Raw genomic sequence first — 22,821 nt, 5'->3', positions numbered from 1 at the left:
GGGTGATGGCCGCTTATGGGCGGCCAGATTCCTCTTCTTCGCCGAGTTCGAGGTCTTCCTCTTCCTCGGCGGTATCTTCGGTCAGACTGGCAGGCAGGTTGCGCCCGGCTGCGGCCAGCACATCGGCCAGAGTGCCGTTGATGATACGGTCTGCCAGGATGCGGTAGTCCAGCAGCACATCCAGTAGCGGGCCTTCAAAGATGAAACCGTTGCGGCGCTCGATGAAGCCAAGACGGGCGAGTTTGCCCAAAGCAAAGTTGCGGATCTTGGTACGCCCGCCCAGTTGTGTGCCGAAATCGGCCAGCAAGGATGCTTCGGAGAAGGCGCCCGAGACTTCTTCACCGTGTACGATGGGCTTATCCTGACCAAACATATCGTTCTGACCATCATCCCCACGGGTGCGGCGGCCAAGCTGACGTTCGCGCTTGGGCAGGATGATGAGCGCCCAGATTACGATCAGCAGCGCAATCTCATCCCGCGTGAGGTTCATGGTGCTGGCCTGATAGTCACGGCCGCCAAACACGACGTCAATGACTTCATTACGTAGCCCCACGGCGACGTGTTCAGCAAAGGGGTTGTCCAGCAGCTCCAGGCCGACAGCCGCCAAGCGGCTTTCGAGTTCGGCGCGGAAGGTTTCGTCCACCAGGGCGCGACGGACCTGCGCGTCCGAACGTGGCAACCAGCGGTGCGCGAGCAAGCGTGCCGTCAGAGAGGTGATATCGGTATTCATGACTGAGACTCCATCGTCGTGGTATCACGACGTACAACATTGCCTGCCGAGATGTGGGAGATTTCATCTTCCATCACTTCAACCAGGTAATCTTCAAGCAACAGGTCGTAAGGCATCTGGGTCAGGTTGGCGACCGGGCCTTCGGCCTGGGCTTCTTCATTGCCCAAAAGAGAAAGCAGGGAGAGGCGATAACTGGCCGGGCCGAAACCGCCGCCCAACACCAGCTTGCTGGCTGGTGTTGAGGCGGGGATGTCGACCAGGCGCTCGGCCAGCCTGACCAGCAGGCTCAAGTCCTCAGTAGGGGGCACTTCGTTTTCGGGGGCCTGCTCTGCGCTGGGGAGTGAGCTGTCGGCTTCCATCTGTCGTACTTCTTCAGACAGGGCCGATTCGGCACGGTCCAGCAGTTCATGCCCCCCCGCCAGGAATTGTGTTTGTGGTCCGGCGCCCAGGGCACCTTCAGCCAAGGCCGCAATGCGTCTGGAGTCCAGGCCACGCAACCATGCGGCAGCATCCGAAGATGACACCCCGGAAGCGCCCAGCGTGACGCGTTGTGATTCGATTTTGTTCAGCGCCCGCTGGAAGGCTGCATCAACCCGCGCCAAGCGGCTCTGGGCCAAGCCGATTGCATGGGCGATACGACTGGTTTCCGGGCTGATTTCCTCTTCGACGAGCAGACCACGCAGAACAGTTGTCCCTTTTTCCAGCCAGCGCACATTACTCGATAGATGCGAACGGGCTTCCAGAATGCGGAATTCCGAGCCTGAGGCGATGGCGTCCTCAAACGAGGCGGCCAGGGCGTTGAGTTTGGCCAGCAGGTGTTGCAGCACTTCAGGTGTTACCGTACCCGTGGCCTGCATGCCTGCTAATTGTGTGGTGAGAAAGCCCAACTCTGCGTCTTCGTGATCTTCAAAACGCAGGAGCATGGCCATGGCTGCAACCGCGTTGCGGCCTGCGTCCGAGAAGCGGTAGGCTCCAGCTTCGCCATACACCATCAGGCCGTTGCCGCGCAGGCGCCCCAATACGGTTTCGAGCTTGATCGGGTCAATATACGAAAAATGCCGCCGCAGCTCCTCGGGTAGCCAGGAAGGTTGATCCGCACGCGCACCAATCTCACGCAGCACATGCAGGCGGATGAATACCTCTTCCTCACCGCCCCGGAACAGGGTGATGAAGGTGTTGATCAACTCCCGTGAGCGCACCAGCGACCATAGGGCCGGTACGTCATCAAGGGCTACTTCCGGAATCAGGAAACTGGCCAGATTGAAATGGTCATGAACCAGTTGGGTTTCACTCATCGTTACTTGTGTCCTCTGATGCATCATCCTCTTCATCTGCCGGTTTGCGTTGTGCATCAGCGCGCTCACGCAAAGCAGGCATTTCACTCATGAACTGGTCCAGGGATTGATCTCCCCGGATGCGCAAAGCAGGGTCGTAGAGGGTATCCAAGGTATCGGTATCGAGCAGGCGATGCTCACTCTTCCAGGTATTCAGCGCCAGGAAAGTTGTTGGCAGCGCCAGCAATGCTACCGCCAGAGGGAAGTTCAGGCGCGGCCAGCGCATCTGCGCCAGAGAGAGGTGGCGATGCAAGGCCCATATACCGACGACCCCCATCAGGACTTTGCTTCCTTGGGCCAAGAGTGCCCATGATAGGGAAAACGCAGCAAGGGTACACAACAGGCTGCCCCAATAGATGCTCAGGTAGCTCCATCCAGCAATCGCCAGATGGGCGATGAATTGCGCCCGTCCGGCAAAAATCCGCCCCAATATCGACCAGAAAGCTGCCCACCCCAGCAGTAATGCGCCAAAGCCGAGTGCCCCACCCAGCCAGATTGTGGCGGAGATCGCCTCTAGATGGGAGAAGGGGACGTCGGCCAGCGCGGTTGCCACCGACAGGGTGAACAGCAGGATGGCTACTGGCTGCGAGAACATGCGCGAAGCGAACAGATCGATCCGCTCTGGCGCAACCTGTTCCTGAACGTGGCGCAGACGCAAGGTGGTGTGGCCGAAGCTGATTGTCTCGCCACAGCACAGACGTATCTGGGCTACACGCTTGCCATCTTTCTGCAGGCCGTTGCGGCTACCCAGATCTGTGACCAGGATGGCACCGTCAGCCTCCGGGGCGATTTCCAGGCGTAGGTGCTGGGCCGCTACATAGGGGTCATCAACGATGAAGTCGTTGTTGAGTGCCCTTCCTACTGTTGCAGGTAGTTCCCCCAGGGACTGGCGGAACAGGAATTCTCCCGCCCGGCTGGCAAATTCGATGATGTAGCCTTCTGTCATCGCAATGCCTCCAGGAAGCGGCGTGTGGCAAGGCTGGCGTCTTCAAAGCTGGCGCTGGTAACGCTCAGGCGTGAGGACAGGGCCTGGCGTTCGCCTTGGGCATCGGGTTCGCGTCGGTCCATCGAGACCGCGACCAGACGCAACTGATAGAGTTTGTCAAAACGGCGCAAGGCCCGTAAACAGCGGCCTACGCGCCAGCTATGCTCACCCAGGCGCACAAACTGGTCATCGCAACGTTCCTGCCCCGCTTGTGAAGCAGGAATCCAGGTGGTGGGTAGTTCGTACAGACTGCTTGCCAGCGTTGCGAAACGCAGACGCGACAGGGCGTTGCTGTGAACCCGGACATGCTCAATGCTGACGCTGCCTGCGCTCAGGTTGTTGCCCAGGAACAGGTCGGCGTCGACTTCACAGTTCATGCTGTCACGGGCGTAAGGCCGTGTTGCTTTTTGTGCATCGGCTTGCGACCAGCATTTGAGCAAAGGCGGCGTTTCTGCATTGATGCTGAACGGGCCTAGTTTGCGGGTGGGCAAGGCTTGGGCAAACAGTTTGCCGAGCAGCAGTTTCTGGCGGGCTGCCAGTTGCTGGTTCATCGCATTACGCAGTGCATCTGCGCTTGGCGCCGTTTTGGGGATGTTTTCCAGCAGTGTGCGGGCAAAATGTGCAGGCACCAGATAGCTGATCAGATCCCCGCGCAGATTGCGGGCGACATTGATGCCAAACACTTCGCCTGCCTGATTGACTGCCGGGCCACCACTCATGCCTGCGTTGATGGCGCCGGAGAAGTGGTATTGCTCGCGGAAGTCTCCTTCCACCAAACCGTTGTGAGTTCCTTCAACGATGTTGAACCCCAAGTCAAGCGGTCGTCCTAGCGAGAATACCCGTTCTCCCCGGCGCGGCTCGTCCGCTGCCAGCGCGTAAGGCGTATGAGCGGGTATTGCGCCCTTGAGGCGGATAACGGAAAGGTCGTGCGCAAGGTCAATCGCCAGTACTTCCGCAGGGCCGTGCTGATTATCGGTGCTGACCCATTCAAGCTGATAGCGCGTACTGGCGCTGATCCATTCCGATACGACATGGAAATTGCTCACTGCCAGATCGCTGCCAACCAGGAAGCCTGAGCCGATCACGTACTGCGACCCTCCCGAACGCGTGAGCGTGCGGATTTGCAGCAGCCGTGGGCGGGATTCCTCAAAAATGCGTTCGGCATCCGCCGAGCGTGGGGCAGAGGGCGTTGTGGCCTTGCCCGCCGCAGGTTCTGCAGCATGCGCCATGCCGCCCAGCAGCATGGCGAAACCCAGACAGATCAACAATCGGCTCATTGCGTACAGACTTCTCCGGTGCGGACGAGTGATTACACGCCTTGCTTGAGGCTGGCTTCGATGAAGTCGTCCAGGTCGCCATCAAGCACGCCCTGGGTATTGCCGACTTCGTGGTTGGTACGCAGATCCTTGATGCGGCTCTGGTCAAGCACGTAGGAACGAATCTGATGGCCCCAGCCGATATCGCTCTTGGCGTCTTCAAGTTTCTGCTGCTCAGCCTGACGTTTGCGCAGTTCCAGCTCATACAGGCGGGCGCGCAGCATCTTCCAGGCTTCGTCGCGGTTGCGGTGTTGCGAGCGGTCGTTTTGGCACTGCACAACAATACCGGTGGGAACGTGAGTCAAACGCACGGCGGAGTCGGTTTTGTTGATGTGCTGGCCCCCCGCACCGGAGGCGCGATAAGTATCGGTACGCACATCTGCGGGATTGACATCGATTTCGATGGAGTCGTCCACTTCCGGGAATACAAACACCGATACGAAGCTCGTGTGACGCCGTGCATTGGAGTCAAACGGGCTCTTGCGTACCAGACGATGCACACCCGTTTCGGTGCGCAGGTAACCGTAGGCGTATTCGCCCGTGATCTTGATCGTGCAGCTCTTGATGCCGGCCACGTCCCCTTCGGACTCTTCCATCAGCTCAACCTGAAAGCCTTTGCGCTCGCAATAGCGCAGGTACATGCGTTCGAGCATGCTGGCCCAATCCTGGGCTTCTGTTCCACCCGCACCAGACTGGATTTCGATGAACGCAGGCTGGGGGTCCATCGGATTGTTGAACATGCGGCGGAATTCAAGCTGGGCAATACGGGCGTCCGCATCGGCTACATCGGCCTCAACGGCCACAAACGTGTCCTCATCGTCTTCGAGGCTGGCCAGTTCAAACAATTCTGTACAGTCAGCCAGTTTTTGCCCGATGCCTTCCAGAGTGAGTACCACGCCTTCCAGCTCTTTTTTCTCGCGGCCCAACTCAAGGGCGCGTTTCTGGTCGTTCCAGACGCTGGGGTCTTCGAGCTGCTTACTGACTTCGATCAACTTTTCTGCTTTGTTGTCGTAGTCAAAGATACCTCCGAAGGTCTTGGACTCTATCCTTGAGTTCAGACATCTTGTTGGTGATCGCGTTAAGGCGTTCTGCTTCCATGGTGACAGTCCCTTGAATTCCGGAAAACTCATCATTATAGCCGGGGGCGGGAGTTCCGCCGAATTCTTTGCCGAGCGGTGTTGGATGTGTGTGTCAGGCATCCGCCTGATTCAGGACTCAAGGTATAAACAGGAAAACAGAGGAGACAACACCCATGCAGGCTTTTCGTACCGTTCAGTCCTGCTCGCCCGATGCGCGCGAGGCGGTGCGTGAAATTCATGAGGGCTTTGCTGGCACCGACCTGGCTTTGCTGCTGTTCTTTTGCTCCAGCGCTTACGATCTGGACACTTTAGCCGCGGAGATCAATCAGCGCTTCAAGGGCATTTCCGTGTTAGGGGGGACTTCGGCGGGCAGCCTGGGGCCCTTGGCCTATGGGCAAACGCAATCGCTGGTGGGCATCGGATTCCCTGTGCAGACCTGCAAGGTGGCGAGCGCCCATATGGAAGGTTTGCAAGACTTTAGCACGGCCCAGGCGCAACAAATGGTGAATAGCCTGCGCCAGCAATTGGAAAAGCAGGTGGCGCCTGTCAATGTGAGCAACACATTTGCCTTCCAGTTGATCGACGGGCTGTCGGTGCGCGAGGAAGTGGTGACTCGTCTGATCCAGGGGGCATTGGGCCCCATTCCCTTAGTGGGCGGCTCAGTGGGTGATAATTTGCATTTTGAACGCGCCATGGTGTTTGTGGAGGGGGCGTTTTGCCGCGATACCGTGGCTGTGCTGGCAGTTGCGACAGCGTTGCCATTCGAGATTTTCATGACCCAACATTTCATCCCTGGTGAAGAGCGCCTGGTTGTGACCGAAGCGGATGAAAAGCATCGAATCGTGCGGGAGTTCAATGGCCTGCCTGCTGTTGAAGAATATGCCCGCTGTGTTGGTGTCAGCGCGGGGGATGTCTGCGCCAGCCTGTTTGCCGACAGGCCCGTCGTAGTCAACATCGGTAACAACCATTATGTACGATCCATCCAACGAGTGCTGCCCGACAAAAGCCTGAAATTTTTCTGCGCCATTGAGGAAGGGGTTGTACTACGCGTTGCCCATGGTGCGGATATGGTTGAGAACCTGACGCAGTGTTTTGGGCAGATTCGTGAAAGAATTGGGGCGCCGCTGCTGATACTGGGCTGCGAGTGTGTGCTGCGTCGCCTGGAGGTGGAGCGCCATCCTTTTGCAGACGTGATCCAGAAACTGTACCGGGATAACTCGGTGGCGGGGTTATGTACCTTCGGTGAACAATATCGGGGCGTGCACATCAATCAGACTTTGACAGGGGTTGCAATTGGATCGCTTGCGGAGAAGGTGTGTGATAGAACCGCTTGAACCCGTGGAGACAGAAGAACTGAATCGGCTCAAGGCCGAGTGCGTGCGTCTGGGTAAGGTGGTGCGGGTGCTGATAGATAGGGCCGAGCGTAGTACCAGCCTGCAGGGGTCTGATTTCAACCTGTTTCAGACCACGGTGATGCTTGAAGAACAAGTGCATAAGCGCACTGCCGAGTTACGCACGGCATTGGCAGAGAATGAGAAGGTTAACCGTGCCTTGCAACAGGCAAAGTTCGAACTGGAGCAAGAGCAGGCCCGCCAGCAGGCCTTGATTGAGGAGCTGAAAGCCGCGCACATCTCATTGCGGTGTTCCGAGGCTGAGGTGCGTCGCCACCGCGATCATCTCTCGGAACTGGTGGCGGCCCAGACTGCTGATGTGATCCACGCCAAGGAAATTGCCGAGCGCGCCAATGCGCTCAAAAGTGAGTTTCTAGCGAATATGTCGCATGAATTCAGAACGCCCTTGCACGCAATTATTTCCTATGCCTGTTTGGGCATGGAGCGCATCGATACGGCGGGCCTTGAAAAACTCAAGAATTATTTTGAGCGCATTCATCAGAGCAGCACTCGTCTGAGCAGTCTGGTGATGGATCTGTTGGACATTGCCAGGCTGGAGGCCGCGCCCTCTCGTCCTCAGGCCATACCTTGTGATGTCGTGGGTTTGGTGTCGCGGGTTGAGAGCGAACTTGGTATCCTGATCGAAGCAAAACAGCTTAGGCTGGAGCACAGGGTATCCACCCTGGATACCCACGCCTGCGTGGAGGCGGAACGCTTCTTGCGGGTGGTGCTGAACGTGTATTCCAATGCGATCAAGTATTCGCCCAAGGGTGGTGTGCTGGAAGTGATGCTGGATGAAGCGTTTTTGCCTGGGGATGCCAAGGCCATGCGTCCAGCCTTGCGTCTGGCAATCAAAGATCAAGGTCCGGGGATTCCAAGTGGTGAGGAAGAGCTGATTTTCGACAAATTCATGCAGAGTAGTCGCACCAAGACGGGTGCCGGTGGCGTAGGCCTGGGGTTGGCCATCGCCCGGGAGATAGTGTTGCAGCATGGCGGGCAGATCAAGGCGCGTAACCACCGGGATGGGGGCGCGGTAGTCGAGATTATTGTGCCACGTTGAATGCGTGGAACACCTAGAGTTCAACAACAATAGCACCTCAACATACTGAGGCATGGGAGTTTGATGAGTTTTCGCACCTTGGGCCTGCGTGCCAAACTGATCCTGATCTTTGTTGTCATCAAGGTGGTGCCTTTGGTATTGCTGGCTTGGATGGCATGGTCGGTGGCTAGCCACCTGGGCAGCAAATTGGGCGTGCGCGCTGCAGGCATGGCTGACAACATGGTCGGCACGATCCGCCAGGTGGGGGACAAGGTCACCGGAGATGCGATCCAGGCATTGGATGATCGTTCGCGCGAATCCATCGAGCGGCTGACGACAGATACTGCACGGGCCATTGCCAACTTTTTGTACGAGCGGGATGCGGATGTTTTGCTTGCCGCCCAACTGGAGCCCACGGAAACAAGCTTCCGCAATTTCATTGCCAATCGGGTGCGCCCCCAGTATATGCACGGGGCCTGGAAACTTGCCGCCGATGGTCGGCATTGGGAAGCGGTCAAGCCCAAGGTGGCGGATAGAGCCTTGGCGGCAGACCCCAAGCAGGCTTTGCCCGATAACGCCAAGGCCTTCCACGCCCGGCCACCGGAATATCTGGGGGAGATGTCGCTTCAGCCCCTGTATGTTGAGATTACCTTCATTGATCTGCATGGCATGGAACGGGTCAAGGTAACGCATGGCGATCTCATGCAGCCAGGTTTGCGCGATGTGACTGTGCGGCAGAACACCTTTGTGAAGGCAGAGCATTATTGGCCGGAACTACAACGCCTCAAACCTGGGCAGATCTATGTGTCCGACGTGATGGGGGCCTACGTGGGCAGCCATGTGGTAGGCCCGTACACACCAGAGGCCGCAAAAAAAGCGCATATTGCGTACGAACCTGAGAAGTCTGCCTATGCGGGGACCGAGAATCCGGTTGGGAAGCGTTTCAGGGGTATCGTCCGCTGGGGGACGCCGGTTGTACGCGCCGGGAAGATCATCGGGTATGTGACCCTGGCCCTGGATCATGACCATATCCGCCAGTTTACCGACCGCATCAGGCCCACCAGCGAGCGTTATGCTTCAATCATTGATGCCACATCAGGCAACTACGCGTTCATCTGGGATCACAACAGCCGCGCAATTGCACATCCGCGCGATTACATGATCCCCGGCTACGACCCGGCCACGGGCGAGGAGGTCGCCCCCTGGCTGGACCAGCAAACCTACGCAAGCTGGCAGGCGTCCAAAAAGCCCTGGCGCGAGTTTTCGCGCCAGCTCAAGCCGTTTGCCGGACAATCGTTACAGCGTCAGGCGGCCCCTCAAATGTTGGTGGCAGGCACGATTGGCCTGGATTGCCGGTATTTGAATTTTTCGCCGCAATGTGCCGGTTGGAATCAATTGACGGAGAAGGGCGGTTCGGGCTCGTTCGAAATCTTCTTCAGCGGTTTGCACAAACTCACCACGGCGGCGGCCATTCCGTACAACACGGGTCAGTATGCCAACTCGCCACAGGGGTTTGGGTTTGTGACCATTGGCGCGAATGTCGAGGACTTCCACCACGCGGCAACAGAGTCTGCGCGGCAGATCAACCAGACGATCCAGGAGAAGGACCAAGCCTTCCGTAGAGATCGCCAGGGCTTGCTCGATATGGTGGATCAATCCATGCGGGAGATGACAAGGTCATTGGCAGGGGCAACCTTGCTGATGGTGGTATTGGTGATTGGTATTGCCGTCTGGGTGGCAGGCTTTTTGGTGCGTCACATTGCAGAGCTGGTTCAGGGAATCAGCCGTTTTGAGGCGGGGGACCTGACTCAACGCTTCCAGGTTCGCTCGCTGGATGAAATGGGGCAGCTTGCCCAGGCGCTCAACCGCATGGCCAACAGCGTGGAAGATTCCTTCCGACGCCTGAAGGACGCACGTGCCAAGGCAGAGGAAGCCAACCAGATCAAGACGGAATTTCTGGCAACCGTGTCGCACGAACTGCGCACCCCGTTGAATGGGATTCTGGGTTTTGCCGAATTGCTGGAGATGGACCTCTCCGACCCGACGCAACTTGAGCACGTTGTCACGATCAAGAATTCCGGCAAGCACCTATTAGGGGTGGTGAATGATCTGCTGGATATGGTCAAGGTGGAGTCTGGCAAGATGGTGCTGCACGTAGAGCCCTTCCCATTGGCTACTTTCCTGATGGATGTGCTGCATGCCCACCAGACACACGCCCACTCAAAGGGTGTGACACTGGATCTGATGCTGGATGAACGTGTGCCGGAAACCCTGATTCTGGATAGCCTGCGACTGCGCCAGATCCTCAACAACCTCATCAACAACGCGATCAAGTTCACCGAGGCTGGCTATGTCCGCCTGAAAGTCAGTGGGGATGATCAGCGGGTGTGTTTTGCTGTAACAGATACCGGCTGCGGGATTGCTCCGCAGGATCAAAAAGCTGTATTTGAGAAGTTTGGCGGGGTAGGGGGGAAAACCCAGCGTGACAAGGGGGGAACCGGATTGGGGCTCTCGTTGGTGCTCAAGCTCACAACCCTGATGGATGGGCATATCCATCTGGTTTCTGCGGTGGGGAAAGGCTCCACGTTCAGTGTGGACCTGCCTGCCCGGATCGATCCCTTGCAAGCAGGTCCTGCGGCGACGCTTTCTGCGCAGAATCAGTAGATTTCGCGGGTTTCCAGGAAGGTCACGTTCGGATGGCGTTCCTGGGCCATTTGTAGATTGACCCGGTTCGGGGCGAGGTAGACATAGTCGCCCGAGCCATCCAGTGCCATGTTGGCAGGTGCCTTGTCGAGCAAGGCCTTGATGTCTTCATCCTTGCCGCGTAACCAGCGTGCAGTCACCCAGGTACAGTGTTCAAAGACGACTTCGACGCCGTACTCGTTTTCCAGGCGGTGGGTTACCACGTCAAACTGCAGCATCCCGACTGCCCCCAGAATCAGATCGTTCCCAGCCAAGGGTTTGAAGAGTTGGGTCGCGCCTTCTTCCGCAAGCTGTTGCAGCCCTTTTTGCAACTGCTTCATCTTCAGCGGATTCTTGATCTGGGCGCGGCGGAAAAGCTCCGGGGCAAAAGAGGGAATGCCGGTGAATTTGAGGTCTTCCCCTTCCGTGAAGGCGTCCCCCAGGCGGATCGTGCCGTGGTTGGGAATCCCGATGATGTCGCCGGCCCAGGCTTCATCAGTGGTATTGCGGTCTTGCGCCATGAAAGTAATGGCGTTGTTGATGGCCATCGTTTTGCCTTGGGACACCTGCTTGATCTTCATGCCGCGTTCAAAACGCCCGGAACACACACGCAAGAATGCAATCCGGTCGCGGTGTTTGGGATCCATGTTGGCCTGGATCTTGAAGACAAAGCCAGAGAACTTGCCCTCGTTGGGCTCCACTCGACGGCTTTCCGCAGGGCGGGCCAGCGGAGCGGGGGAGAGATCGACGATGGCGTCCAGCACCGATTGCACCCCGAAATTGTTCACCCCGGAGCCAAAGAACACGGGGGTCTGCTTGCCGGTGAGGTAGGCGTCCTTGTCAAAGGTATGCGAGGCGCCCCGCACCAGTTCGACCTCGATGCGAAGTTCTTCGGCCTGATCACCGATCAGTTCGTCCAGACGTGGGTTAACCAGCCCTTCAATGATTTCCGAGGTGCCTTTTTCAGCATGCGGATCGAAGAAGAAAATCTTGTCACTGTAGAGGTGGTACACCCCACGGAAGCGTTTGCCCATGCCGATGGGCCAAGTCATCGGGGCGCACTGCATCCCCAGCACCGACTCAATTTCGTCCAGCAACTCAATGGGCTCACGGCCTTCACGGTCGAGCTTGTTGATGAAGGTCAGAATGGGCGTGTCGCGCAGGCGACAGACGCTGAGTAGCTTGATGGTCTGTGATTCAACGCCATTGACCGAGTCGATCACCATCACGGCGGAGTCGACCGCAGTCAGTGTCCGGTAGGTATCTTCCGAGAAGTCTTCGTGCCCCGGAGTGTCGAGCAGGTTGATGATCGCGTCGCGGTAAGGGAACTGCATCACCGATGAGGTGACGGAAATCCCGCGTTGTTTTTCCAGCTCCATCCAGTCAGATGTGGCGTGACGTGCTGCCTTGCGGGCGCGCACTTCACCGGCGACCTGGATGGCGCCGCCGAACCAAAGCAGCTTTTCGGTCAGCGTGGTTTTCCCCGCGTCAGGGTGGGAAATGATCGCAAAGGTGCGACGACGCGAAAGTTCGTGTTCGAGGGTGGTCATAGCATGCAGCTTTCGGACAAGGGGCGGATTATACGGCCTTGGCCGACAATACGGATGCTCTGACTGAGAACCAGCGCGTGATCTTGCTGCAAGTGGCGGTGGCCTGACCCCATTACTCTGGGCGCGCGAATAGGGCAGCGTCTGTTTCACGCAGGCGCAGCAAGGCTCGCACGAAGCCATGATCCGAACGGCGGCGGTCGTGCCCTTCGTTGAGGTGATCGTTAAAATAATCGACCCGGCGCACATCTCCCATGGCATAGCGGCTGCCGGCTACAAATTCTTCCGAGACCCAGATCTGGTCGAGCACTTCGGGGTTGCCCTGGTGGATATGGCTATAGCCGACATCGTGACTGAGGGCCTGCCCCGTCTGCACATCACGTGCATGCCAGAGGGCCACATCGCGGGCACTGCGGTCAAAGGCGACGATCGAGGTGGCAGCGATGATCTGGGAGGTTACAGATTCAGGCTCGTCGTTCAGGTCTCCCGCCAGGATCAGCGGTGTCGGCGAGCCTTTGAGCAACTCATACACCTTGACACGCAATGCGGCACTCTCGGCGCCCCGCATGATCAGAGAGCGTAGTGCTGCACGTGCGGCAACGCGTGGATCGTTACGATCTTCAAGTGCATTGCCTTGGGCATCAATCAGGAATTTAGGCCGCTTGGATTTCAGGTGCACGACCAGTATGTGAACCTCGGTGCCTTTGCGGGTTTGCAGCGTGGCGTGGAGCACAGGACGCTCATACTGCTCGATCAGGCCGATTTCTGGAATCTCCACACCCATACCAGCGGGGAAAGTGGTGAGCGATTTGCAGGACAGCAGTTTCAGTCGTGTAGCCAATCCTACGCGGGGCGTGCCATGGGCGCCTTGCTCTGCGCCAGGAACGGTCACATGGGCATAATGCAGCCCAGAGGCACTGACAGCATCAAAAAGCGCAGATTCGTCCCAGATTTCTTCAAAGCAGGCAATATCTGCATTCAGCCGCTTGAGTTGCTCCCCGACCCAGGTCACTTTATGGGCGTACTCTGCGGCCTCATAAGGTTTGTCATTGGCATAGAACGCATGCCCTGGGGCGGCAAAGTTGAGCAGGTTCAGATTGGCGACCTGCAGGGTGGTCCATTGCGGTGCGGTACCGCGCTCATCAAGCTGCAAAGGCATGGCAGAATTCCTTGGCGGTGCCATCATCAAATGATGATGGATAGGCATGCAGCCAGACACCTGTCTGACTGCGCCTACTCTATAGAAACCGCTCCAGGCTGGCTATTCAAAAGCGCGACCGTCAGGGTTTTCGGGCCCAGTGTTCGCCTTTTTCATCAATTAATTCATTGTCCTGGATGTTGAACTTGAGGGACATGCTGATGCCAAGTTCAAGCTGCAGGGTGTTGTCCTGCTTTTGGAATGTACCGCGATATTCACGACCATCCTGATGCAGCACGCAGCTCCCATCTGCATTCAGTTCAATCGTTTCGGAATTCCCCTTGTGCAGATAGGTGCCCCCGATTGATTGGCTGCTGCCTTGTGAGCAGGCGACCAGGGTGGCAAGAAGCCAGAAGGCAAGAAGAACAATTCGTTTCATGGCAGGCTCCGAAGCAGAATTTCTTTTGTCATATATCTAGGTGGTTTTGATCAAAACAAGGAGGAACCTGATGCAATGTGGCCTATACCTCTTTGGAAATAGTTGATTGGGTGTTGGCGGGCACTGATACAGCAACAGCAAATCCTGACGTCTAGTATGGTAGTACTGCATTTGGGCAACAAATAAGGATATTCCTGCATGCCCAATTGGCTGCTGTGTGGTTTTCCCCAGCCGTGTGGCGACTTCGCGCTACACTGCGCACTTTGCTGTTTTTGGATGTGATCGTTCTCATGATTTCTCGTCAATCCATGCCTCGGGCTGGGCTTTTCCTGTTGATGATTGTTGTACTGGGCTGGGGGGTGAGCTGGACAGTCATCAAGCATGCTGTTTACGAAATTCCTCCCCTAACTATCCGGGGGGTATCGGCGGTCATGGGGGGCGCTTGCCTCATGCTCTTGACCCGCTTGCAGGGTGTGTCTCTCGTTGTACCCAGGAAGCACTGGTTGCGCCTATCGGTGCTCGCGCTTTTCAATATTCTGATCTGGAATGTGCTCTCCACCTACGGGGTGCTTTACCTCCCTTCGGGCAAGGCAGCCTTGCTGGCTTACACAATGCCACTGTGGTGTGTACCGCTGTCCATCTGGATGCTGCATGACATGATGAGTGTGCGGCGCGCTGTGGCGCTGTTGTTGGGGTGCTGCGGGGTGGCTGTTCTGCTCGGACGCGAGGCGCTGGATCTGGTACATGCGCCAATCGGGGTGATTTTGATGCTCGCCGCTGCGCTGGTGTGGGCCTGTGGAGTGGTGATGATGAAACGCTGGTCTTTGCCCCTGGATGCGGGCGTGATGACTGCCTGGATGCTTTTACTTGGGGGCTTACCGCTGTTGCCTGCTGCGGTGATTGTAGATGGAATACCTTCTCATATGCCAAGCGCAAGTGCTCTGTTCGCTGTGTTGTTCAGCGCTGGCGTGACCTTCATGTTATGCAATTGGGCTTGGAATCGCCTAGTAATGCTGGTGCCCGTCTCTGTGTCGTCACTATCCTCGCTGCTGACTCCGTTGGTGGGCGTGGCCTCGGGTGCTGTTTTTCTTGGCGAGCGCCCTGGCTGGTCAGAAGCCCTGGCCGCCATGTTGATATTAGGCGCTGTTGCCGTGATCAATACAGCGCCCAAACCAGCTGCGGCAAAGGCCGTTACGGTTTGAAACAATCTTTCGTGATGCGGGTGTGTGCTCCTGCGAACGTACTCATGCGTTAATACTCTAAACATCCAAGTTGTTTGAAGCTAGACTCTAAATGAGTCGACGGGGAACGGTTCCAGCAGATCAATAACCGGGTTGACCCGAAAGTGAGGCTTAGCATGAAATACCTGATCCTGGGTTGTGCACTTGCTGTTTCGGCCATCAGTGCACAGGCAGCGGAGTATGGACATGTGATTTCCAGTGTGCCGGTTGTGGCGCAGGTTACATCGCCCCAACGGAGTTGCTGGACAGAGGAAACCGTGGTGCGCCAGCCGAATGGGCACGGTGGTGCTGTCATTGGCGGAATATTTGGTGCGCTACTGGGCAACTCTTTTGGCCGTGGCAGCGGCAACGTTGCGGCGACTGCCGCAGGAGCCGTGCTGGGGGCAACCGCTGGCAGCAGTGTGGATGATGCCCGTTCGGATGTGCAAACAGTGCGTCGCTGCGAAGTGACCAACAGCAGCGAGCAGCGCGCAGTGGGTTATGACGTGACCTATGAATACGCGGGGCAGCGTTATACCACACGCATGGCAAACGATCCTGGTGAATGGGTACCGGTCCGGGTCAGTGTGGAAGGCGCCTCTGTGCCCGAAACGCAGACCACCGTGGTCAGACCCAGCCAAACCGTGACAATCGTGCAGGATGATCCTGTGGTTGTTTATCGTCCCGCCCCCGTCTACATCGAACCGCCAGTGTACTTTGGTATAGGGTGGGGTTTTCATCGCTATTGGGGCGGTGGTCCTTACTGGCATCATCGCTAGTCGACACTTCCCCCATCCAGGGGCGGATTGTTCAACGGGGCTGGTTTGAGTGACTAGCCCCGTTTTGCATTGAGATGTTACCGATATTTACCTATAAACGAGTGCTTTTTGGGTATGGCAGGTTGTTTTGTAGTGGCATGACCGTACATACTTAAAAATTATTTATATCCGCGCAGATCTCATTGTATGTGCCGATTTGCGCGCACAGGTGGAGGTGTTTTTTGAATCGACGTGCAACCATTTCCGACGTGGCGTTATTGGCCGGGGTGTCCAAGCAAACCGTCTCAAGAGTGGTGAACGGGAGCGACAAGGTGCTACCTGAAACACGTCAGCGTGTTCAGGCGGCCATTGATGAACTGGATTTCCGTCCCAACATGGCAGCACGCCAGCTCTCGCGTGGGCGCAGCTTTACCCTGGGCATCGTGGGGCGTAACCGCAATTACGTCAGTACGCGGTCTTACTCCGGGGCTGCCACAACGGCAGATGAAATGGGCTATGCCCTGATCATGAAAGAGCTGGAATCCGGCGATATAGATTCGGTTCGCCAGGTTCTGCTGGCGCTGCAGGATCTGCAATGCGAAGGGATTTTGTGGACCATCCCTGAAGTGGATCGTAGCTACGCTTGGCTGGAGCAGGCCGGGATGCTGGAATTGAAGATCCCTTTGCTGTTTTTGAATGTGCGCCCGCGTGCGACGATCAAAACCGTGAGTTTCGACCACTACTACGCGGGCAAGATTGCCACTGAGCACCTTTTGAGCCTCGGGCGGCAACGGATTGCCCACATCTCTGGCCCTGATGGCTGGTGGTCGGCAGAAAGCCGGAGGCGGGCTTGGGGGGACGCATTGCTACAGGCGAAAATGCCAGCTCCCCAGGAGGCTTGCGTGATCGCCCAGAGTTGGCAGGCCGCTGCAGGGTATGAGGCGTTTAGCCAGTTGCTGGAGAATTATCCGGGTATGGATGCCTTGTTTGCCTGTAATGATCAGGTAGCGTTGGGGGCGATGCTCAAGGCACATGAGCAGGGGATTCGTATCCCTGAAGATGTTGCCGTCATTGGTGTCGACAATCTTCCAGAAAGCGCTTTCTTTTTCCCACCCCTGACTACGTTGGAGCAGGATGCCCGCCAGCTTGGCTGCAATGCGGTCAGAAAGCTGGTTGGGATGGTGGAGAGGGGATTTGGCACGGTGCCTGAGCGTAGCAACGAGGATGACAACGAGCTGCTGCGCCATACTTTGGTGGTACGGCGCAGTACCGCAGGCTAATCTGCAATTGTTGGCTTGTTCGTAAAGAAGCGCTCGGCCAGCGCTTCCAGCCCCGTTTCTATCAGCAGCGTTTCCAGGCGCTTGGCCGCCTGGGCGCGTGGCTGATTCTTGTAGCTGGCGATGATGAGTTCGTTTTTCATCGAGTGTTCCCAGCCGACCAATTCAGTCACAGTGACCTGATAGCCGTGTGCTTCGAGTTGCAGGCAACGCAGTACGTTGGTGAGGTGGCTGCCAAATTCGCGGGTATGAATGGGGTGGCGCCAGAGTTCGGCGAGCGCCGATTTACCCACGGCAGCACCTTTGGTCTTGCGCAATTCGGCAGCAACTTCTGCCTGGCAGCATGGAACGAGCACAATGAAGTGAGCCTTGCGTGCAAGTGCAAAGCGGATGGCATCGTCTGTGGCAGTGTTGCAAGCGTGTAGCGCCGTGACGATGTCGATTTGTGGCGGAAGCGCTTGGGATTCGATTGAGTCTGCAACCGAAAGATTCAAAAAGCTCATGCCGTCAAAGCCCAGCCGCGTGGCCAATTCGCGTGAACGGGTGACGAGTTCCTCCCTGGTTTCGATCCCCCAGATGTGTCCTTGGCGTGCCACCAGTTTGAAAAACAGGTCATAGAGGATGAACCCCAGATAGGATTTGCCCGCGCCATGGTCAACAAGGCTGATATCCGGGTGATCCTCGGCCACGGCTTGGAGCAGGGGCTCGATAAACTGGAACAGGTGATAGACCTGCTTGAGCTTGCGGCGGCTGTCCTGATTCATCTTGCCGTCGCGGGTCAGGATGTGCAGTTCTTTGAGCAGCTCAACAGATTGCTCGGGGCGGACTTCGTAGGTTTTATTCATGATCGGGGCTACCTGATAATCCGTGAATTATCGCACGCTGCCGGGGCTTGGATGGCTATCCCTCAAGTGCGTTGCCGGAACATGTTAGAATTCAAGGCCTAACAATCTTGCGCTGGCGGTGGTCTCGATGTCTGGAAGTATTTTCGGCTCTCTTTTTTCCGTGACTTCTTTCGGTGAGTCGCATGGCCCTGCCATTGGCTGCGTTGTTGATGGCTGCCCACCGGGGCTGGCGCTGACTGAGGCAGACATCCAGCTGGAACTGGATCGCCGCAGGCCCGGTACTTCCCGCCACGTGACCCAGCGCAAAGAGCCCGATACGGTCGAGATTCTCTCTGGTGTGTTTGAGGGTAAAACCACCGGAACCCCGATTGCCCTGCTGATCCGCAATCAGGATCAGCGCAGCGGTGATTACTCCAAGATTGCGAACACCTTCCGCCCTGGCCATGCTGATTACGCCTATGAACACAAATACGGCGTGCGTGATTATCGCGGCGGGGGCCGTTCTTCCGCCCGCGAGACCGCTGTCCGGGTGGCGGCTGGCGCAGTCGCCAAAAAGTGGTTGCGTGAGCGCTATGGCATCGTGATCCGTGGGTACATGAGCCAGTTGGGCGAGATCAAGATCCCCTTCCTGAGCTGGGATGAGGTGGGGCAGAACGCTTTTTTTGCCCCGAATGCGCAGATCGTGCCGCAACTGGAAGCCTACATGGACCAGATTCGCGCCGAGCGGGATTCCATTGGCGCCCGCATTGAGGTGGTCGCCAGTGGTGTGCCTGCTGGTTGGGGTGAGCCGGTATTTGATCGGCTGGATGCGGATATTGCTTACGCGATGATGGGCATCAACGCCGTCAAGGGCGTGGAAATTGGCGATGGCTTTGGCTGTGTCGCCCAGCGTGGCACTGTGCATGGCGACGAACTGTCGCCGGAAGGCTTTTTGTCCAATCACGCAGGCGGGGTGCTGGGTGGCATTTCCACCGGGCAAGACCTGCGGGTGTCTGTGGCCATCAAACCGACTTCCTCCATCCCACAAGAGCGTCGCTCGATTGACCGGGCAGGTAACCCTATCCTGATGATGACCACTGGGCGGCATGACCCCTGTGTGGGTATCCGCGCCACCCCGATTGCCGAGGCGATGCTGGCGCTGGTGCTGGTCGAGCATGCCTTGCGCCACCGTGCGCAATGCGCCGATGTGAAGGTGCAGGTGCCCGCAATTGCCGGCTTGGCACCCAATGCTGAGCAGGAGATTCCCAGCCCGCGTGATTGAATATGATCGGCGGTGGGTTCAGACATGTCTCCTTATAGTCGGCTGATAGCATTCTATTTTTTCTATTACGCTTTTTTTGGCATACACACCCCTTACTTCAGCCTGTTTTTGCAGCACCGTGGCTTTGGTGCTGCACAAATTGGTTTGCTGACCTCCATCTACCAGTTCACCCGGGTCTTTGCGCCCAACGTCAGCGGCTGGGTGGCTGACCGTACCGGCAAGCGTTTACAGGTGGTGAAAATATCCGCCTGTATGACACTGCTGGGCTATGCCCTGGTGATGCCTTCGCACAGCCTGCCTGCCATGGCGTTGGCGCTCGGGCTGGCGGGTTTCTTCTGGTCTTGCCAACAACCGATCACCGAGGCGCTGACGCTTGCACACCTGCGTGACGAGCCCTGGCGCTATGGCGGGGTGCGTGCCTGGGGCTCATTTGGCTTCATTGTGCTGGTGCTGGGCATGGGCTGGTGGCTGGAGCGCGCCAGCATCAATTCTGTGTACTGGGGCACGATGGGCCTCTTGGTGATCTCCCTATTTTTTGCATGGATGCTCCCCGAGATCAAAATCACATCCTCTCGCCGTGAGGCGCATGCTGGGGGTGTGTTGGCGATTCTGCGGCAAAGAGAGGTGATGGGTGTGTTTGCCGCTTGTATGCTGATGACAGCGGCACATGGCACGCTCAACGTGTTCTACTCCATCCACCTTGCCGCCGCAGGCTACAGTAAATCCGTGATAGGTGTGATGTGGACACTGGGCGTGATTGTTGAAATCATCGTGATGATGATGAGCCCACGCCTGTTGGCTCGTTTCCCGGTGCACTGGATTTTTTCGTTCGCGTTTATCTGCGCCATTGTGCGGTTTCTGGTGATCGGCTGGTGTACTGAGTGGCCTTTGGTGATGGCACTTGCACAATGCATGCACGGCATTACTTTTGGCGCTTGCCATGTATCGGCCATCAGCGTGGTGCATCGCCGCTTTGGCGAGCAGCATCAGGGGCAGGGGCAGGCGTTTTACGGCAGCATCTGCTCGGGTTTGGGCGGAATCATTGGCTCAGCACTCAGCGGCGCGATGTGGGATCGGATTGGCGCGGGCTGGAGCTTTTCCTTCAGCTCTGCTCTGGCTTTACTCGCAGGCATTGTGTATTGGCAGATTGCCCGGCCGCGTGCCAGCGCCAATGCATGATTTGTGCATCGGCGAGCAAGTGCGGGCGCGGGGCTGGGAATCGGCGTTATAATCCAAAATTCGCTGGCATCAGCCAAAACAGGCTGATCATGTTGAATCACAACCTTGCATGGGACTGATTGATGAAGATCTGTGTTCTGCCCGGTGACGGGATTGGTGTTGAGATCATCGCTGAAGCGGTGCGTGTACTCGAAGCGCTGAGAAGCGACGGTGTAAAGCTGGAGCTGGAATACGCTCAGCTTGGCGGCTGTGCGGTAGATGCCACCGGCTCCCCCTATCCGGAAGCAACGCAGAAACTGGCCCGCGCTGCTGACGCAGTGCTGCTTGGCGCCGTGGGTGGCCCGAAGTGGGACGTGTTGCCCCGCCCGCAACGTCCCGAGCGTGGTCTGCTGGGCATCCGCAAGGATCTGAACCTGTTCGCCAACCTGCGTCCGGCCATTCTGTACCCGGAACTGGCCAATGCCTCCTCGCTCAAGCCGGAAGTGGTGTCCGGGCTGGACATCCTGATCGTGCGTGAACTCACCGGTGACATCTATTTTGGTGAGCCGCGCGGCATCACCATCGAGGATGGCAAGCGCGTGGGTCGCAACACCATGATCTACAACGAAGACGAAATCCGCCGCATCGGCCGTGTCGCCTTTGAAGCCGCCCGCAAGCGCGGCAAGAAGGTCTGCTCGGTCGACAAGATGAATGTGCTGGAAACCACTCAGCTGTGGCGTGACGTGATGATCGAGCTGTCTGCCGAGTACCCGGACGTGACCCTGTCGCACATGCTGGTCGATAACGCTGCCATGCAACTGGTGCGTGCGCCCAAGCAATTTGACGTGGTGGTGACTGGCAATATCTTTGGCGACATTCTTTCGGACGAAGCCTCCATGCTCACCGGTTCCATCGGCATGCTGCCCTCGGCCTCGCTGGACGAGAACAACAAGGGCATGTATGAGCCGAGCCACGGGTCGGCCCCGGATATCGCTGGCAAGGGCATTGCCAACCCCCTGGCGACGATTCTTTCCGCTGCGATGATGTTGCGGTATAGTTTCAACAACGAAGCTGCTGCTGTACGCATTGAAAATGCTGTCAAGAAGGTGCTGGCCCAGGGTTTGCGCACGGGCGACATTTGGGAAGATGGCTGCAAGCGTGTCGGCACGCGTGAAATGGGTGATGCGGTAATCGCCGCCCTCTGATAGGAACTGGAATGCGACTGGACACGAACATGATCGCTGCACGCACCATCCGCACTGCGGAGGGGGCTGCTCGCGTCGTGTCCGTCGCTACTACGTTCACTACCACTACGACCAAAAAAACCACCACTACGGTTTAGTCCTGCCTCGTCGCTTATGTCTCCGCGGCGACGGAGACAGGGCGAAATCCAAGCGGAGGCGGTTCTGTCAAAGGTAATCAAAATGAAGCGAGTAGGTATTGTTGGCTGGCGCGGCATGGTCGGCTCTGTGCTCATGCAGCGCATGCGTGAGGAAGGCGACTTTGCACTGATTGACCCTGTGTTTTTCACCACATCCAGCATCGGCGGCAAAGGCCCGGATATTGGCCGTGATGTGCCTGCGCTCAAGGATGCCAAGTCCATTGATGACCTGCGGCAGATGGATGTGATCATCACCTGTCAGGGTGGCGACTACACCAATGAGATCTTCCCCAAGCTGCGTTCGGCTGGCTGGCAAGGGTACTGGATTGACGCGGCTTCTTCGCTGCGCATGAAGGACGATGCGATCATCGTGCTCGACCCGGTTAACCTCAATGTCATCAAGGATGGCTTGAGTCATGGCGTCAAGAACTACGTAGGCGGCAACTGCACTGTCAGCCTGATGCTGATGGCGCTCGGCGGTCTGTTCCAGAACGATATGGTCGAATGGGCAACGTCCATGACCTATCAGGCAGCTTCTGGCGCGGGTGCGCAGAACATGCGCGAACTGATTGCCCAGATGGGCAAGATTCATGAATCAGTGGCCGATTTGTTGGCTGATCCGGCCTCTGCGATTCTGGAAATCGACCGCAAAGTGGCCGAAACCATGCGTTCTGCTGAAATGCCGGTACAGAACTTCCGTGGCGTGCCACTGGCAGGCAGCCTGATCCCCTGGATTGACGTGCCCTACGAGCACGGCCAGAGCAAGGAAGAGTGGAAGGGCGGGGCAGAATGTAACAAAATTTTAGGGAAGCCCGCTTTCCGTACCCCTGGCAGCGTGCCGATTGATGGTTTGTGCGTGCGCATTGGCGCCATGCGTTGCCATAGTCAGGCGCTGACTATCAAGCTACGCAAGGATGTGCCGTTGGATGAGATCACCGAGATCATCGCCAACGCGAATGATTGGGTGCAGGTCGTTCCCAATGAACGTGAGCGTTCCGAGCGTGAATTGGCGCCCAATGCGGTGACCGGGCGACTGCATGTGCCCATAGGTCGTCTGCACAAAATGGCTATGGGTAATGACTATCTTGCTGCCTTCACGGTGGGGGATCAGTTGCTCTGGGGGGCAGCAGAACCCTTGCGTCGCATGCTGAGGATACTGCTGGAAGCCTGATTTCCAGTGTTCATGCGGGCTGCAGGGAAGCCGATTGTCGGCTGCCCTTGTGTATTTTCGCCATTTGTAC

The 22,821-nt window shown here is 57.3% G+C and carries 19 protein-coding genes; 10 read left to right on the top strand and 9 right to left on the bottom strand.

Features of this window, described 5'->3' with window-relative positions; all coding sequences use genetic code 11:
• Nucleotides 1-13: 13 nt before the first annotated feature.
• From B145_RS0107870 to prfB, 5 genes are all read right to left on the bottom strand, one after another.
• A complete protein-coding gene (locus B145_RS0107870) occupies nucleotides 14-730 on the bottom strand; it encodes a DUF4194 domain-containing protein (RefSeq protein ID WP_018606451.1) in 717 nt (238 codons plus the stop codon).
• Nucleotides 727-2,025, bottom strand: coding sequence for a hypothetical protein (locus tag B145_RS0107865; protein ID WP_018606450.1), 1,299 nt, complete (start codon nucleotides 2,023-2,025; stop codon nucleotides 727-729). The genes B145_RS0107870 and B145_RS0107865 overlap by 4 nt, the downstream gene beginning before the upstream one ends.
• Entirely contained in the window at nucleotides 2,018-3,010 is a 993-nt protein-coding gene (locus B145_RS0107860; protein WP_018606449.1) for an FHA domain-containing protein, read from the bottom strand. Before B145_RS0107860 ends, B145_RS0107865 begins: the two co-directional genes overlap by 8 nt.
• Nucleotides 3,007-4,326: a S1 family peptidase gene (locus B145_RS0107855; RefSeq protein ID WP_018606448.1), complete on the bottom strand. Its 1,320-nt coding sequence runs from the start codon at nucleotides 4,324-4,326 to the stop codon at nucleotides 3,007-3,009. Before B145_RS0107855 ends, B145_RS0107860 begins: the two co-directional genes overlap by 4 nt.
• A gap of 32 nt (nucleotides 4,327-4,358) precedes the next feature.
• A protein-coding gene (gene prfB / locus B145_RS0107850; protein ID WP_157288320.1) for a peptide chain release factor 2 occupies nucleotides 4,359-5,463 on the bottom strand; the annotation gives its coding sequence in 2 pieces (ribosomal slippage) (nucleotides 4,359-5,381 and nucleotides 5,383-5,463; 1,104 coding nt in all).
• Nucleotides 5,464-5,617: 154 nt separating this feature from the next.
• Between prfB and B145_RS0107845 the strand changes: the two genes are divergently transcribed.
• The 3 genes from B145_RS0107845 (at nucleotide 5,618) to B145_RS0107835 (ending at nucleotide 10,538) form a co-directional block, all read left to right on the top strand.
• On the top strand, nucleotides 5,618-6,778 hold the full coding sequence (locus B145_RS0107845) for an FIST signal transduction protein (protein ID WP_018606446.1): 1,161 nt from the start codon (nucleotides 5,618-5,620) through the stop codon (nucleotides 6,776-6,778).
• Nucleotides 6,779-6,917: 139 nt separating this feature from the next.
• Entirely contained in the window at nucleotides 6,918-7,895 is a 978-nt protein-coding gene (locus B145_RS24835) for a sensor histidine kinase (protein WP_425425568.1), read from the top strand.
• Nucleotides 7,896-7,958: 63 nt separating this feature from the next.
• Entirely contained in the window at nucleotides 7,959-10,538 is a 2,580-nt protein-coding gene (locus B145_RS0107835) for a sensor histidine kinase (RefSeq protein WP_018606444.1), read from the top strand.
• On the opposite strand, the gene B145_RS0107830 is transcribed toward B145_RS0107835, so the two are convergent.
• The 3 genes from B145_RS0107830 to B145_RS0107820 form a co-directional block, all read right to left on the bottom strand.
• Entirely contained in the window at nucleotides 10,532-12,106 is a 1,575-nt protein-coding gene (locus tag B145_RS0107830; protein WP_018606443.1) for a peptide chain release factor 3, read from the bottom strand. The two genes, B145_RS0107835 and B145_RS0107830, sit on opposite strands and share 7 nt — an antisense overlap.
• A 112-nt stretch (nucleotides 12,107-12,218) precedes the next feature.
• Nucleotides 12,219-13,262 carry an endonuclease/exonuclease/phosphatase family protein gene (locus tag B145_RS0107825; protein WP_018606442.1) on the bottom strand — a complete coding sequence of 348 codons (1,044 nt, stop codon included), beginning with the start codon at nucleotides 13,260-13,262 and terminating at the stop codon, nucleotides 12,219-12,221.
• Nucleotides 13,263-13,383: 121 nt separating this feature from the next.
• A complete protein-coding gene (locus B145_RS0107820) occupies nucleotides 13,384-13,680 on the bottom strand; it encodes a hypothetical protein (protein ID WP_018606441.1) in 297 nt (98 codons plus the stop codon).
• 290 nt (nucleotides 13,681-13,970) lie between these two features.
• Between B145_RS0107820 and B145_RS0107815 the strand changes: the two genes are divergently transcribed.
• The 3 genes from B145_RS0107815 (at nucleotide 13,971) to B145_RS0107805 (ending at nucleotide 16,938) form a co-directional block, all read left to right on the top strand.
• The gene (locus B145_RS0107815) at nucleotides 13,971-14,882 is read left to right on the top strand and encodes a DMT family transporter (protein ID WP_157288319.1); all 912 of its coding nucleotides are present in this window, start codon (nucleotides 13,971-13,973) and stop codon (nucleotides 14,880-14,882) included.
• A gap of 155 nt (nucleotides 14,883-15,037) precedes the next feature.
• Nucleotides 15,038-15,679, top strand: coding sequence for a glycine zipper 2TM domain-containing protein (locus tag B145_RS24830; protein WP_018606439.1), 642 nt, complete (start codon nucleotides 15,038-15,040; stop codon nucleotides 15,677-15,679).
• A 221-nt stretch (nucleotides 15,680-15,900) separates the two neighbouring features.
• Nucleotides 15,901-16,938, top strand: coding sequence for a LacI family DNA-binding transcriptional regulator (locus tag B145_RS0107805; protein ID WP_018606438.1), 1,038 nt, complete (start codon nucleotides 15,901-15,903; stop codon nucleotides 16,936-16,938).
• On the opposite strand, the gene B145_RS0107800 is transcribed toward B145_RS0107805, so the two are convergent.
• A complete protein-coding gene (locus B145_RS0107800) occupies nucleotides 16,935-17,780 on the bottom strand; it encodes a class I SAM-dependent methyltransferase (protein WP_018606437.1) in 846 nt (281 codons plus the stop codon). The two genes, B145_RS0107805 and B145_RS0107800, sit on opposite strands and share 4 nt — an antisense overlap.
• A 127-nt stretch (nucleotides 17,781-17,907) precedes the next feature.
• Between B145_RS0107800 and aroC the strand changes: the two genes are divergently transcribed.
• The 4 genes from aroC (at nucleotide 17,908) to asd (ending at nucleotide 22,751) form a co-directional block, all read left to right on the top strand.
• Nucleotides 17,908-19,041 (top strand): chorismate synthase, encoded by a 1,134-nt coding sequence (gene aroC, locus B145_RS0107795; protein ID WP_018606436.1) that lies wholly within the window; start codon nucleotides 17,908-17,910, stop codon nucleotides 19,039-19,041.
• A gap of 24 nt (nucleotides 19,042-19,065) precedes the next feature.
• Nucleotides 19,066-20,220, top strand: a complete 1,155-nt coding sequence (locus B145_RS0107790) for an MFS transporter (RefSeq protein ID WP_018606435.1) — start codon at nucleotides 19,066-19,068, stop codon at nucleotides 20,218-20,220.
• Nucleotides 20,221-20,342: 122 nt separating this feature from the next.
• Nucleotides 20,343-21,404 carry a 3-isopropylmalate dehydrogenase gene (gene leuB, locus B145_RS0107785; RefSeq protein WP_018606434.1) on the top strand — a complete coding sequence of 354 codons (1,062 nt, stop codon included), beginning with the start codon at nucleotides 20,343-20,345 and terminating at the stop codon, nucleotides 21,402-21,404.
• Nucleotides 21,405-21,623: 219 nt separating this feature from the next.
• On the top strand, nucleotides 21,624-22,751 hold the full coding sequence (gene asd, locus B145_RS0107780) for an aspartate-semialdehyde dehydrogenase (RefSeq protein ID WP_018606433.1): 1,128 nt from the start codon (nucleotides 21,624-21,626) through the stop codon (nucleotides 22,749-22,751).
• The last annotated feature ends 70 nt before the right edge of the window (nucleotides 22,752-22,821 follow it).

Origin of the sequence: Uliginosibacterium gangwonense DSM 18521 (genome assembly GCF_000373965.1) — a bacterium.
Classification (GTDB): Bacteria; Pseudomonadota; Gammaproteobacteria; order Burkholderiales; family Rhodocyclaceae; genus Uliginosibacterium; species Uliginosibacterium gangwonense.
The sequence above is the reverse complement of the archived record's forward strand: the minus strand, read 5'-3'. Positions and strand labels throughout refer to the sequence as shown.

What these genes read in the sequence shown, in the direction of transcription:
- leuB (WP_018606434.1), top strand. Translation starts at nt 20,343, where the DNA reads ATGAAGATCTGTGTTCTGCCCGGTGACGGGATTGGTGTTGAGATCATC.
- asd (WP_018606433.1), top strand. Translation starts at nt 21,624, where the DNA reads ATGAAGCGAGTAGGTATTGTTGGCTGGCGCGGCATGGTCGGCTCTGTG.
- B145_RS0107835 (WP_018606444.1), top strand. Translation starts at nt 7,959, where the DNA reads ATGAGTTTTCGCACCTTGGGCCTGCGTGCCAAACTGATCCTGATCTTT.
- B145_RS0107865 (WP_018606450.1), bottom strand. Translation starts at nt 2,025, where the DNA reads ATGAGTGAAACCCAACTGGTTCATGACCATTTCAATCTGGCCAGTTTC.
- B145_RS0107800 (WP_018606437.1), bottom strand. Translation starts at nt 17,780, where the DNA reads ATGAATAAAACCTACGAAGTCCGCCCCGAGCAATCTGTTGAGCTGCTC.
- B145_RS0107815 (WP_157288319.1), top strand. Translation starts at nt 13,971, where the DNA reads ATGATTTCTCGTCAATCCATGCCTCGGGCTGGGCTTTTCCTGTTGATG.
- B145_RS0107825 (WP_018606442.1), bottom strand. Translation starts at nt 13,262, where the DNA reads ATGCCTTTGCAGCTTGATGAGCGCGGTACCGCACCGCAATGGACCACC.
- B145_RS24835 (WP_425425568.1), top strand. Translation starts at nt 6,918, where the DNA reads ATGCTTGAAGAACAAGTGCATAAGCGCACTGCCGAGTTACGCACGGCA.
- aroC (WP_018606436.1), top strand. Translation starts at nt 17,908, where the DNA reads ATGTCTGGAAGTATTTTCGGCTCTCTTTTTTCCGTGACTTCTTTCGGT.
- B145_RS0107830 (WP_018606443.1), bottom strand. Translation starts at nt 12,106, where the DNA reads ATGACCACCCTCGAACACGAACTTTCGCGTCGTCGCACCTTTGCGATC.
- B145_RS0107845 (WP_018606446.1), top strand. Translation starts at nt 5,618, where the DNA reads ATGCAGGCTTTTCGTACCGTTCAGTCCTGCTCGCCCGATGCGCGCGAG.
- B145_RS0107820 (WP_018606441.1), bottom strand. Translation starts at nt 13,680, where the DNA reads ATGAAACGAATTGTTCTTCTTGCCTTCTGGCTTCTTGCCACCCTGGTC.
- B145_RS0107860 (WP_018606449.1), bottom strand. Translation starts at nt 3,010, where the DNA reads ATGACAGAAGGCTACATCATCGAATTTGCCAGCCGGGCGGGAGAATTC.
- B145_RS24830 (WP_018606439.1), top strand. Translation starts at nt 15,038, where the DNA reads ATGAAATACCTGATCCTGGGTTGTGCACTTGCTGTTTCGGCCATCAGT.
- B145_RS0107870 (WP_018606451.1), bottom strand. Translation starts at nt 730, where the DNA reads ATGAATACCGATATCACCTCTCTGACGGCACGCTTGCTCGCGCACCGC.
- B145_RS0107855 (WP_018606448.1), bottom strand. Translation starts at nt 4,326, where the DNA reads ATGAGCCGATTGTTGATCTGTCTGGGTTTCGCCATGCTGCTGGGCGGC.
- B145_RS0107790 (WP_018606435.1), top strand. Translation starts at nt 19,066, where the DNA reads ATGTCTCCTTATAGTCGGCTGATAGCATTCTATTTTTTCTATTACGCT.